The sequence below is a fragment of the Ruminococcus sp. XPD3002 genome, from assembly GCA_900119535.1.
GTDB classification, from domain to species: domain Bacteria; phylum Bacillota; class Clostridia; order Oscillospirales; family Ruminococcaceae; genus Ruminococcus; species Ruminococcus flavefaciens_H.
Genome location: FPJT01000007.1, coordinates 109516 through 122827, shown reverse-complemented (window position 1 = coordinate 122827; position 13312 = coordinate 109516). Strand labels below are relative to the sequence as shown.

The following is a 13312-nucleotide window of genomic DNA, read 5'->3' as shown; positions in this document are numbered from 1 at the left end:
ACTATGATAAGCATAAAAGAAGCAATAATAGTAGAAGGAAAATACGATAAGATAAAGCTGTCGTCCATAGTTGACGCAGTTATCATAGTTACCAACGGATTCGGTATATTCAAGGACAGCGAAAAGCTGGAACTTATAAGATACTACGCCGAAAAAACGGGTATACTCATACTTACTGATTCGGACAGTGCAGGTCGCAAGATCCGCGGATATATAAAGGGTGCTGTACCAAACGGCAACGTAAGGAATGTATTCATCCCAGATGTTTTCGGCAAGGAAAAGCGCAAGGAGAAGCCTTCGGCAGAGGGAAAGCTCGGAGTTGAAGGAATAGACAAGAAGCTGATACTCGAAGCCTTCAGGAAAGCGGGAGTGACCTCAGAGGAGCGTACTTCTGCTCCCGATATCACTACTGCGGTACTCTATGAGCTGGGACTCAGCGGAGGAAAGAACAGCTCGGAGCTGAGAAAGCGCCTTCAGAGCAGTCTCGGACTTCCTTCACTTATGTCCGCATCGGCGCTTATGGAAGTGCTCAACACAATGATGACTGCGGAAGAGCTTTCGGAGCATATGAAAAAACTGGAAGGAGCAGAAAATGACCTATAGCAGTCTTATTTTCATATATGGGTTCCTGCCCTTGTCCCTGCTGATATACCACGCTGCAAGGGAGAAATACCGCAATGCAGTACTTCTGGGACTTAGTCTCATATTCTGCGGATTCTGCGGACTTAAATGCCTTGCATTTACTGTGTTGGATACGGCTTTCAATTTTCTTGTGGGACACATCATCGATACGCACAGAGTCAGGAAAAAAAGCGGAACTCTGCCCCTTTTAACAGGTATTACCGCAAATATAGCGATGCTTTTCGTGTTCAGAGCGGCAGATCTTGCGGAACTAAGAGAAAAGATCGGACTGCCCGAGGGAGTTCTGCCTGTAGGTATATCCCTGTTCACTTTGTCCGCCGTCGGTTACCTCATAGATATATACAGCGACCGTATACGTGCGGAGAGCGATCCTGTAAGGTTCGGACTTTACATGCTCATGTTCCCTCGTATCATAATGGGACCTGTTCTGCGTTATGACAGCTTTGTGAAGATACTCAGCCGCAGGAAATGCAGTCTTGCGGAAACAGGTACGGGTATGACCATTTTCGTTAAAGGACTTGCAAAGAAGGTCCTTGCAGCCGATAATCTCTTCATGCTGTATTCAGCTGTACGGAATGTGAAATCGGGAGAGCTTGCGGCAGTAAATGCGTGGCTCGGCATGATAGCCTATGTGCTGTGTCTTTATTTTACCGTTTCGGGACTTACGGATATGGGCATCGGTCTCGGAAGGTGCTTTGGTATGCATTTCCCCCGTTGCTTCAACTATCCGCTGTTTGTCAGTAAACTCAGGTACTTCGCATCAAGATGGCATATGCAGGCTGTCCGCTGGTTCAGAAGGTATATCTCCTCGCCGCTCTCGGCTCAGAGCAGTGTACGCTGGATAAAGAAGCTGATATTCATTGCAACATGGGGATTCTTCGGATTCTGGTACACATTCAGGGCAGGCGGACTTATATGGGGACTCCTTTTAGGCATCGGCATAGTAGTTGAACGAAAGTTTGCAAAGCTTAAAATGCTCAATGCAACAGGTATCATAGTGACATTCGTGTTCCTGACCGTTTCATCAGTATTCCTTGCAGGGGATAATCTGTCCGCTTCCATACGCTATCTTGGTGCAATGGTCGGCGGAAACCGTATGCTTGCGGATTCGCTTACGGTATATCTTCTGAGGTCGTATATAATCATACTTCTTGTATCTGTTTATGCCTCAACGGACCTTTTCCGCAATATGCTCCTTCGTTCGCGCAAGCACAAGGTGAATTCCGTACTGTCGGCAGCAACTCCCGCTATCGTTATCGTTCTGCTGCTTGTATGTACTGCATTTATCGCTTACGGCGGAGCTTCTTCGCTTTCACCTGTAACGTTATAGGAGGCAGAGTATGACAAGGCTGATAAAAAAGATAACAGCTGTTGCAGCTATCGCAGTAACAGGAACGCTCGGACTGCTTACAGTTACCGTACCAAAGAAAACCTACTCCGAAAACGAAAACAGGATGCTTCAGGGTATACCGCAGCTTTCATGGTCCGCCCTTGCTGACGGGAGCTATTTCAGCGGACTGAGCAGCTGCTTTACGGACCACTTTGCATTCCGTCACTTTTTTGTATCTTCCGATGCAAAGCTTGCATCGGGAATGTGCGAAAGGGTAGTCAACGGCGTTTATATCGGAAATACAAGGCTTATCGATGCCAAGGTGTCCGAAAGGGGAAAGTCTCAACTGAATGCGGAAAGGATAAAGAGATTTGCAGGAAATTACAGCGGCGCAGTCTATCTTGCAGCAGTTCCTACTTCGTCGGGAGTCTACAGCTCGATGCTTCCTGCTTATCTTTCCTATAATACCGAAAAACAGCAGATAGACAGATTCTATGCCGAATTTGACAGAAGCATAAGAAAGATAGACGCTTACAGCATCCTGAAAATGCAGACGGACGATTATATTTTCTTAAGAAGTGATACTAAATGGACAGGTTACGGGGCATACTGTGTTTATAAGACGGTGATCCAGAAGCTCGGATTCCTGCCGTCCCCTTACAGCAAGTACACCGTCCGCCATGTATCCGATGACTACTGCGGCAACCTTTACAACAGAACGCAGTATATGAAGTCCAACAAGGACATGCTTGATATCTACGAATACAGCGACGGTGCAGAAGCAGAGAGCTGCACCTGCTATTACAACAACGGAGACAGTAAATCTGCACAGCTTTACGATCTTTCCGCACTTGATTCGGGTGATAAGTATGATATATATACCTGCGGAACGTGTCCCTTCATGCGGATACGCACATCGCTCAACAACGACAGGAAGCTTCTTGTGATAACGGATGATATGGGCAGGAATTTTGTACCGTTCCTTATACAGCACTACAGCGAGATAGGCGTGGTATGTCCGAAGAAGATGACGGGAAAGCTTGAAGAATATGTAAATGCGGATGATTATGAACAGACACTGATACTGATAGGTGCGGACAGCCTTGGCGATGAGGATATGCTCAGTCCGCTTGAAGAAGAGGAGGAATAAAAATGAAAGCACTTGTTACAGGAGCAACATCGGGCATAGGAAGAAGCATTGCCTTCAACCTCCACCGCAGAGGCTGGGACCTGATACTCACGGGACGCAACACCGAAGAGCTGAAGAAGCTGAAGAAGCGTTTCGGCGAGGATACCGAGATAGTTGCCGCTGATCTTGCAGACCGTGACGAGGTAATGAAGGTATATGACTTCTGCCGCGGCAAGGATATAGATATGCTTGTTAATAATGCAGGTTACGGACTCTTCGGAAAGTTCGACGAGACCGACCTTGATGACGAGCTGAATATGCTCAGCGTGAATATAAATGCCCTTCATATACTTACAAAGCTGTTTCTGCGCGATTTCAAGGCAAAGGACAGCGGTATCATACTGAATGTGGCATCCAGTGCAGGCTTCATGACGGGACCTCTTCTCTCATCCTACTATGCTTCAAAAAATTACGTGGTAAGACTATCTCTTGCTATAGCCGAGGAGCTCCGCAGGGATAAGTCCAATGTTTCCATAACCGTACTCTGTCCCGGACCTGTTGATACCCATTTCAATGACCGTGCAGGAGTTTCGTTCAGCGTCAAGCCGATATCTCCGCAGTACGCCGCAGAATTTGCACTGAATAAAGCCTTCCGCGGAAAGCTCATCGCCATTCCCGGACTTATGGTGCATGCAGGTGTTATTGCATCAAATTTCGCTCCCGAGAAGCTGATATCTGCCGTGACTTATAACATCCAGCACAGCAAGAAAGTCGCGGAGGATAAAAAGCACAGATGAAGGATATAAGCTATAGAGTAGCGCTTGGCGGAATAGTTTCGGCGCTCTGCCTTGTAACTATGTTTCTTGCAGGCATAATGCCTGCGCTCTACATACTGCTTCCGATGATAGCAGGTGTGTTCCTTATGATAATCGCAGAGGAGGTAAGTACAAAATGGGCACTGCTTACCTATATATCCACAGGAATACTCTCCATGTTCATAACCGCAGATAAGGAAGCTGCACTGCTCTTCGTCATGATATTCGGACACTATCCGATAATACGTTATTTCCTTCAGCGCATCAGATTCAGTCCGCTGAGGTTTGCGGTAAAGCTCATAGTTTTCAATGCAGGCTTTGCCGCATTTTTCTATACTACAGTGTACCTTTTCGGCATAGAACAGATGCTTGAAAGTATAAACGGCATCGGCAGATACGGCTGGATAGCGGCACTGATAGTATGCAATTTCATATTCGTGATGTATGATTATCTTCTGGACCGCATCTGTATCATTTACAGACACAGGATGCGTCCGAAATTCATGAAAAAGAAGTGAGGAGGTGAGGATTTGAAGCGTATAACAGTCGGAATAACCGCACACGTCGATTCAGGCAAGACCACTCTTGCAGAGGCCATGCTCTATAAAACAGGCAGCATCCGCAAAGCAGGCAGAGTTGATAACGGCGACTCATTCCTTGATACAGATTCCATAGAGCGTGACAGGGGAATAACTATTTTTTCAAGTCAGGCTCAGCTTAAATCAGGCGATACTGAGATAACACTGCTCGATACTCCCGGACACGTTGATTTTTCCGCCGAGACCGAGCGTACAATGCGTGTGATGGACTATGCGATACTCGTTATCAGCGGTACGGACGGAGTTCAGAGCCATACCACTACTTTATGGAAACTTCTGAGGAAATATGAAGTACCCGTATTCATATTCGTGAATAAAATGGACCTTGTAGGTGCGGACAGGAGCGCCGTACTCAAAGGACTCCGCAGACAGCTTTCGGAGGGCTGTGTGGATTTCACTCTCACCGATGATGAGATATACGAGTCCGCAGCAGGCTGCTGTGAGGAGCTTATGGAGAAGTATTTCGCAGAGGGCAGTCTCTCGGACGGCGATATTGCTTCGGCAGTCTCGGACAGGCGCATCTTCCCGTGCTTTTTCGGTTCTGCTCTGAAAATGGACGGTGTGGACGAGTTCATCACTGCCCTTGACAGATTCACTTCCGAGCCTGAACGTCAGCAGGAATTCGGTGCAAAGGTCTACAAGATAGCCTATGACAGCAAGGGAGTACGTCTGACTCATATGAAAGTGATGGGCGGAGAGCTGCATGTCAGGGAAGAGATTACATATATCAACCAGGATGGCGAAGAAGTCACCTGCAAGGTAAGCTCCGTTCGTTTCTATTCGGGCGAGAAGTTCACAACTGCCGAGTGTGCAGAGGCAGGAATGATATGTGCGGTGACGGGACTTGACGGCACGTATGCAGGTCAGGGGATAGGCAGTATTAAGAACTCCGAGAGAGCTGTCCTTGAACCTGTAATGACCTATCAGGTGATGCTTCCAGAGGGCAAGAACGCATATGATGCACTTAAGGATATGAGGCGCTTAGAGGACGAAGATCCGCAGCTCCACGTACTTTGGAACGAACAGTTGAGAGAGATACATCTCCAGCTTATGGGTGCAGTCCAGCTTGAAGTGCTGACCGAGAGGATAGAGTCACGTTTCGGCTACAGCGTTTCATTCGGCAGGGGTACAGTTGCCTACAAGGAGACTGTCAGGGGTATCACCGAGGGAGTAGGTCACTATGAACCGCTCCGTCACTATGCCGAGGTACACCTGATACTTGAACCACTCCCCAGAGGAAGCGGACTTAAGTTCGATACCACCTGCCATGAGGATGACCTGGACCGCAACTGGCAGAGGCTTATCCTCACTCACCTTGAAGAAAAGACTCATATCGGAGTCCTTACGGGTTCGCCAATAACCGATATGAAGATAACTCTTGCCGCTGGCAGAGCTCACCTTAAACACACCGAGGGTGGAGATTTCCGTCAGGCTACCTACAGGGCGGTAAGAAACGGTCTCCGCAAGGCTGAAAGCATCCTCCTTGAACCCTATTACGACTATGAACTGGAAGTGCCCTCGGAGTGCGTAGGCAGAGCTATAGCTGATCTTCAGCATATGTCCGCGGAGTTCGATACGCCCGAAACAATGGGAGATATGTCCGTGATAACAGGAAGCGCTCCCGTTTCTGAAATGAACGATTATCAGTCACAGGTAATAAGCTATACAAGGGGCAGGGGACACCTCAGCTGTATCACCTCGGGCTTCCGTGAGTGCCACAATGCAGAGGAAGTTATCGCCGCAGTAGACTACGACTGCGACAGCGACGTTGAGAACAGTGCAGATTCGGTTTTTTGCAGTCATGGTGCAGGATTCGTTGTAAAGTGGGACGAGGTAGAAAGCCATATGCATCTGCCCTCGTGTCTTTCTGCTGAACCCGAGGAAGAAGCTCCGCAAAAGCGCCTTCGTGCTGAGAGATTCGTAGCGGCGGCTGTATCAGATAAGGAGCTTATGGAGATATTCGAGCGTACCTACGGTAAAATAGATCGCGATCCGAGACGCTCGTTCAAGACATTCAAGGAAAAGACGGACTACAGTAAGAAGTCCACGCTGCCCGATTATGAAGGCCCCGATTATCTGCTTGTGGACGGCTATAATATAATCTATGCGTGGGATGATCTCAGCCGTATCGCCGAGGATAATCTCGATGCGGCACGTTCCGAGCTGATAAACAGGATGTGCAATTACAGAGGCTATGCAGGCTGCGAGCTGATACTCGTATTCGATGCTTACCGTGTAAAGGGCAGACACCGTGAGGTGGAGAATTACTGCGGTATAAGCATAGTTTTCACTCAGGAGGCAGAAACTGCCGACAGCTACATCGAGCGAGTTACGCACGAACTCTCAAAGAAGCACAGAGTAAGAGTTGCAACTTCCGACGGCCTTGAACAGATGATAATACTGGGCAACGGTGCAATGAGACTTTCTGCGGCGGAGTTCCGCAAGAGAGTGGACGATGCAGAGGCGGAGATAAGGGAATTCCTCAGCGGAACGCACTGATGTATCGGTTTTATGATACTGTCAGATCAGAAAGATAAATGGCTCAGTAAGAAAAACTTACCGAGCCATTTATTAGCGGAGGATGTAGTTTTATGATTTGTTAGGTTGCGATAACAAATATATAAAAATAAAAGAAAAAACTTGAAAAAACAGTGGAAATTTTTTGCTTTATGTGTTATAATTAATTTTGATTGGTTTATTTGCAAAGGCGCATCTGACCAAAAACTGTGTTCTTCTGAACGTGGTATTATTTTATTTCTGCAATGCAGAGTTATTTTTAGAGGAGGCTTGTACATGAAAAAAGTGCAACTGACAGAAACCGTATTGCGTGACGCACAGCAGTCGCTTATGGCAACACGTCTGCCTTATGCCGATTACGAGGATATCCTCGATGATATGGATAAGGCTGGTTATTACTCCATCGAGTGCTGGGGAGGAGCTACCTTCGATTCTTGTCTTCGTTATCTGAACGAGGATCCGTGGGAGAGACTCCGCAACCTGAGAAAGCACCTTCCGAATACCCGACTCCAGATGCTTCTGAGAGGTCAGAATCTTCTCGGTTACAAGCATTATCACGATGATGTCGTTGAAAAGTTCGTTGAGCTTTCAATAAAGAACGGTATCGACGTTATCCGTATATTCGATGCTCTTAATGATTTCAGAAACATCCGCACAGCTCTCGAAGCTACAAAGAAGTACGCTAAGGAGAAGACTGTTGCATCAGGCTGTATCTCATACACTCAGAGCCCTGTACATACAGTTGACAAGTATATAGAAATGTGTAAGGAACTCAAGGAAATGGGATTCGATACTATCTGCCTTAAGGATATGGCAGGTACTATGTCACCATACGAGGCAGAGCACCTTATCAAGGGCATCAAGGATGCTATCGGCGATATGCCTCTGATACTCCATACACACTGCACTACAGGTATGGCTTACATGACTCTTACAAAGGCTATAGAGTCCGGAATCGATGTTATCGACTGCGCTACATCATGTTTCTCCGGCGGTACTTCACAGCCTTCAACAGAGACAATGTTCTATGCTCTTAAGCAGTACGGCATCGAGACAGGTCTGGACGAGGATATAATCAATAAGGTCAATGACTTCTTCAAGCCCGTTAAGCAGAAGTATATCGATAACGGTCAGCTCAACCCCAAGAGCCTTGCTACAGATGCTCAGGCACTTGTTTATAAGGTTCCGGGCGGTATGCTCTCCAACATGATCGCTAACCTCACAGATATGCACGCTATGGACAGATTCGATGAAGCGCTTGCCGAGATACCGAAGGTAAGAGCTGATATGGGTTATCCTCCGCTGGTAACTCCTCTTTCTCAGATGGTGGGAAATCAGGCTGTTACAAACGTACTTATCGGCGAGAGATACAAGAATATCTCAAAGGAAATAAAGAACTACATCAAGGGCGAATACGGAATCTCTCCTGCACCTGTTGACAGCAGCCTTATAGAAAAGGTGCTCGGCGCAGACGGTCAGCCTGTTGACTGCCGTGACGAAGATCAGAAGCGTACAGGTGAAGAGTTCACAGCTGCAAAGGAAGCTCTCGGAGACCTCTGCCGCAGTGAAGAGGACGTAATGAGCTATATCTGCTATCCCGATCAGACTCTCAAGTTCCTTAAGGACCGCAAGGCTCAGGAAGAGAACGAGGTAGTTTACACTATCGAGGAAATGTAAGGAGGGTGCGTTATGTCAGATAACTTATATGCGCTCCGTGAACTTTCTGTAGGTGAAGCCGCAGGTACTGCTATTTTCGGATACTGCGTAGTATTCGTGGGACTCGTTCTTCTTATGATAGTGCTCTACTGCACAGGCGCTTACTTCAAAAGCAAGGATGCCAAGGCTGAGGCTGCTGCAAAGGCTGCTCTCGAGAACACTGCAAAAGAGGTCGAGGCTAATCCCCTTAAGGTTATACCTGCCGAAGCTCCGAAGGCTCCCGGCTCTGCAGGACATGTAAAGCTCCACGGCGTTCCCGATAAGGAAGCCGCTATGATCATGGCTATCGTTGCCGATCAGATGCAGAAGCCTATCAATGAGCTTCACTTTATTTCTATCAAGGAGGTAAAATGATCATGAAGTATAAAGTTACACTTAATGGTAAGACATATGAAGTAGAGGTAGAGCACGGCAAGGCTGTACTTCTCGATGAGTATGAGGCACTTGCTCCTGCTGCACCTGCGGCTGCTGCTCCTGTTGCCGCTGCTCCTGCTGCAGCACCTGCTGCCGCTCCTGCACCTGCTGCTCCCGTTGACCTTGCTTCAGGCGAGACTGTTAACGCTCCTATGCCCGGAAACATCCTCAGAGTTGATGTTAAGCAGGGCGACACTGTAAAGGCAGGTCAGATACTTGTTATTCTTGAAGCAATGAAAATGGAAAATGAGATAGTTTCTCCTAAGGACGGCACTGTTGCACAGGTTGTTACAAGCAAGGGTGCGGTTGTAGATACAGGCGCTCCGCTGATCGTAATAGCATAAGGAGGCGCCCGTATGAATATAGTTGAAACACTTGAGACCTTGTGGGAAGGCTCGGGTTTCCACAGCTTCCTTATTGAAGGCGGCTGGAAGAACCTGATAATGATATTCATTTCATGCATCCTTCTCTATCTTGGTATCAAAAAGAAATTTGAACCTCTTCTTCTTGTTGGTATCGCATTCGGCTGTCTGCTTGTAAACCTTTCCTATTTTGCAGCAGGAGATACTTCAGATGCGCTCTATCACATGGATCTATGGGATAACTTCCTGAATTCGGAGCATCCCGATTATCACAGCTACGGAGCTATCATGGCTCACGGCGGACTCCTTGACATCCTTTACATAGGTGTTAAAGCCGGTGTTTACCCGTCGCTCATATTCATGGGCGTTGGTGCTATGACCGACTTCGGTCCGCTTATCTCAAACCCCAAGAGCCTTCTTCTCGGCGCAGCTGCACAGATGGGCGTATTCCTTGCATTCTTCGGTGCTGTATGCCTCGGATTCTCAGGCGAACAGGCAGCTTCAATAGGTATCATCGGCGGTGCTGACGGTCCTACTGCTATCTTCCTTACAACGAGACTGGCTCCCGAACTTCTCGGACCTATAGCTATCGCAGCTTACTCCTACATGGCTCTTATCCCTATGATACAGCCGCCGCTCATGCGTCTCCTCACAACACAGAAGGAGCGCGAGGTAAAGATGGAGCAGAACAGAACTGTTTCAAAGACAGAGAAGATAATCTTCCCTATCATCGTTGCAATGTTCGTAATCCTTCTTCTTCCTTCAACAGCTCCCCTTATCGGATGCCTTATGCTCGGCAACCTCTGGAGAGAATGCGGCGTTACAGAGCGTCTTTCAGATACAGTACAGAATGCTCTTATGAACATCGTAACTGTATTCCTCGGTATATCAGTCGGCGCAACTACTGCTGCTGACAGATTCCTTTCACTTGAGACTATCAAGATCGTATTCCTCGGACTTGCTGCATTCTGTTTCTCAACAGTCGGCGGACTTCTCGTAGGTAAGATCATGTATAAGCTCTCAGGCGGCAAGATCAATCCTCTTATCGGTTCCGCAGGCGTTTCTGCCGTACCAATGGCAGCGCGTGTTTCACAGATGGAAGGTCAGAAGGCTAATCCCTCGAACTTCCTTCTCATGCATGCTATGGGACCGAACGTTGCAGGTGTTATCGGATCTGCTATCGCAGCAGGATTCCTTCTTGCAGTATTCAAGTAATATTATCTGCTTTGCAGACAACCGCGGTATTTCACATCTGTGAAGTGCCGCGGAATTTTTTTGTCCGTTTGTGTAATGTCAGAGGTGCCGATTTGTTCAATTTGTCAGAACATATTTTCACTTTCAACTTGTTTCCACTTTTGTCAACAGCAAACCAACAGACTATTCAACACTTATCCACAATTTGTCAACCGCTGCTTTGTAAAATTCAAGCAAACATGTACTGCTTGTTTGTGCAATCTGTAGATTTTGTCCTCGTTATTGACAAGTGAATTAATTTGTTGTATAATGTTAAGTATAAAGATATATACAGATATACAGTCGATATAACAAATAAAAAGATACAAGGTATGTCTGTAAAGAGGTGTGTAATGAACAAGGAAAGGGAACGCAAGGTCAAGATCCGCTATTCCAGAGTTGGTGCAGTTGTGATCCCTTTGCTTTTGATCAGTGCGGGTATTATGGCGTATATAAAGAGCCATGAAAAGATGATACCCGAAATGGAAAACGATGTGTCTGCTGTGTCTGAGTACACTGAGAACGTCGTCCCGGCGGAAGCTGTTGCAGAACCGCTGACAGAAGCAGAAAACGGGAACAAAACTGTGCCTTTTGTTGTTTATCCGAAGCGAACGGACGCATCCGTGAAGCTGGATAAGAAATACGACGGAAAAAATGTGGTTCTTTACGATGCTGAAACAGGAGAGGTAGTCGCTTACAGAGACGAAAACGTCCGGATCTACCCCGCCTCCCTGACTAAAGTGATGACTCTTATCGTGGCAGTTGAAAATATAAAGGATATGTCCGATAAGGTCGAGATAACAGAAGAAATGGTAAACCCTATGATAGCACTGGATGCCTCAAGGGCAGGTTTCGCTGTGGGCGAAAAGCCTTCGCTGGATCAGGTGCTTTACGGTATGGTGCTCGAATCGGGCGCTGATGCCGCTCTTGCTGCTGCGGTATACGTTGCAGGTTCCGAGGAAGCCTTTGTTGAACTCATGAACAGGAAGGCTGAGGATATGAAGCTTAAGGATACCCATTTCACGAATGTTGTCGGTCTCCATGCGGAGGATCACTACAGTACCGCAGCCGATATGGCAGCGATACTTGATTATGCCATGCAGGACGAGACGTGCCTGAAGTACCTTACTGCGGTGGAATATAAATATCCGCCCACTAAGGAGAGTCCCGAGGGACTTACCTTCAACAGCACTCTGTTCAGCAGGATGTTCGGTGATGAGATGCCGAATGTTACCGTCAAAGGCGGTAAGACTGGCTACACCGACGAGGCTAAGAATTGCGTCGAGACTTTTGCGGACGTGAACGGAAAAAAGTATATACTCGTTATCGCAGGAGATAAAACAAACTGGAATGCGATCTATGATACACTGAGCATATACAGCACTTATTGTGCAGGCGGCAAGGACTATGAACCGCCAAAGAAATAGAAAGACACATGCAGTAACATGTGAAAAAAGAGAAGTAGAACAAAAGGAAACATTCAAACGGGGGCAAGTGAAATGCGGAAGGAGAACGGAAAGCTCCACGTAAAAAAGAGCGGACTGGCTGCGGCAATGTGTGTATGCTCGGTATTGGTCATACTGGGCGGCAGCTTTTTCAAGGATCTGCACAAGAAAAGCATCAATGAGATAGTTGATGTGCGTGGAACTTTTTTAAATACAGTCAGCAGTGCGGAAGCACCTGCTGAACAAAAGGCGACTAACAGTACAACGCCCTGGGATAAAGAGGACGCTCCTCGTGAGGCTGAGGCTATCGAAAATGTAAAGTATGTAGGTACAGCTGAAGTGACTCTTGATAAGGCAAGTCTCTCAAAGGGTATGCTTACGGTGATCAACGAGAAGCACCCTGATATAACTCCGGACAGCAGGAATCTTGTTAGTCTTACTGCATATGACAGCGATGATTTTTCAGTCTACAGCGAGGATATAGTCCTTAAAGAGGATGCGGCTGATGCTTTATGCCGTATGATGAAGGATTACCATAAGGCTACAGAGCTTAATGACTTCGTTGTTTACGGTACGGATGATACACCGACCGATGATTACGCTTCATGCTGTCCGAGAAAATTTGCAGAGTCGGCAACAGGTTATACTGTTGACCTTGCACTTATTTCAAGCTACGGCACCATTGCCTATGACGGACTTGACGATGAGGGTTGGATAGTACAGAACTGCCATAAGTACGGATTTATCGTAAGATATCCCGAGGGCAAGGCTGATAAGACGGGCGAATCGTACTGTCCATGGCATCTGCGCTACGTTGGAAGCCTTCATGCAGCGATCATGAAAGATAAGGACATGTGCCTTGAAGAGTACGTTGATTATATGAGCGGCTTCAGCTATGATGAGCCTTTCGAGTGTACTCTCAACGGCAGTGCCAAAGTGATATACAGTCAGAAGGCTTCTGAAGGCGGAACTACAGTCAGAGTTCCCGTGGCAGGAAGCTATGAGGTCTCGGGAGATAATCTCGGAAACTATATAATCACTGCAAAAAGATGATAAGGACGGTCGGAAACGGCCGCCTTTTTTGTTGCAGTCTCGTAGGTCATAAACCGC

Annotated in this window: 12 protein-coding genes; all 12 read left to right on the top strand. The window is 47.2% G+C overall.

All coding sequences use genetic code 11. The annotated features are described in order from the left end of the window. The first annotated feature begins 3 nt into the window (after window positions 1-3). Window positions 4-603: a ribonuclease M5 gene (locus BT127_RS07990; protein ID WP_075424502.1), complete on the top strand. Its 600-nt coding sequence runs from the start codon at window positions 4-6 to the stop codon at window positions 601-603. Next, a complete protein-coding gene (locus tag BT127_RS07985; RefSeq protein ID WP_075424501.1) occupies window positions 593-1972 on the top strand; it encodes an MBOAT family O-acyltransferase in 1380 nt (459 codons plus the stop codon). The genes BT127_RS07990 and BT127_RS07985 overlap by 11 nt, the downstream gene beginning before the upstream one ends. A gap of 10 nt (window positions 1973-1982) precedes the next feature. Then, window positions 1983-3122 (top strand): DHHW family protein, encoded by a 1140-nt coding sequence (locus BT127_RS07980; protein WP_075424500.1) that lies wholly within the window; start codon window positions 1983-1985, stop codon window positions 3120-3122. Window positions 3123-3124: 2 nt separating this feature from the next. Beyond that, window positions 3125-3898, top strand: coding sequence for an SDR family NAD(P)-dependent oxidoreductase (locus tag BT127_RS07975; RefSeq protein ID WP_075424499.1), 774 nt, complete (start codon window positions 3125-3127; stop codon window positions 3896-3898). Beyond that, window positions 3895-4434, top strand: coding sequence for a hypothetical protein (locus BT127_RS07970; RefSeq protein ID WP_075424498.1), 540 nt, complete (start codon window positions 3895-3897; stop codon window positions 4432-4434). Before BT127_RS07975 ends, BT127_RS07970 begins: the two co-directional genes overlap by 4 nt. Before the next feature lie 12 nt (window positions 4435-4446). Beyond that, on the top strand, window positions 4447-7014 hold the full coding sequence (locus BT127_RS07965) for a translation factor GTPase family protein (RefSeq protein WP_075424497.1): 2568 nt from the start codon (window positions 4447-4449) through the stop codon (window positions 7012-7014). Between the two features lie 294 nt (window positions 7015-7308). Continuing rightward, window positions 7309-8709, top strand: a complete 1401-nt coding sequence (locus tag BT127_RS07960; protein WP_075424496.1) for a pyruvate carboxylase subunit B — start codon at window positions 7309-7311, stop codon at window positions 8707-8709. Between the two features lie 12 nt (window positions 8710-8721). Next, complete coding sequence (locus BT127_RS07955; RefSeq protein ID WP_075424495.1) at window positions 8722-9102, top strand: OadG family protein; 381 nt, start codon at window positions 8722-8724, stop codon at window positions 9100-9102. Between the two features lie 2 nt (window positions 9103-9104). Beyond that, complete coding sequence (locus tag BT127_RS07950; RefSeq protein WP_075424582.1) at window positions 9105-9506, top strand: biotin/lipoyl-containing protein; 402 nt, start codon at window positions 9105-9107, stop codon at window positions 9504-9506. Between the two features lie 12 nt (window positions 9507-9518). Next, window positions 9519-10739, top strand: coding sequence for a sodium ion-translocating decarboxylase subunit beta (locus BT127_RS07945; RefSeq protein ID WP_075424494.1), 1221 nt, complete (start codon window positions 9519-9521; stop codon window positions 10737-10739). Between the two features lie 371 nt (window positions 10740-11110). After that, window positions 11111-12184: a D-alanyl-D-alanine carboxypeptidase family protein gene (locus BT127_RS07940; protein WP_075424493.1), complete on the top strand. Its 1074-nt coding sequence runs from the start codon at window positions 11111-11113 to the stop codon at window positions 12182-12184. 72 nt (window positions 12185-12256) lie between these two features. Next, entirely contained in the window at window positions 12257-13255 is a 999-nt protein-coding gene (locus BT127_RS07935; protein WP_075424492.1) for a D-alanyl-D-alanine carboxypeptidase family protein, read from the top strand. The last annotated feature ends 57 nt before the right edge of the window (window positions 13256-13312 follow it).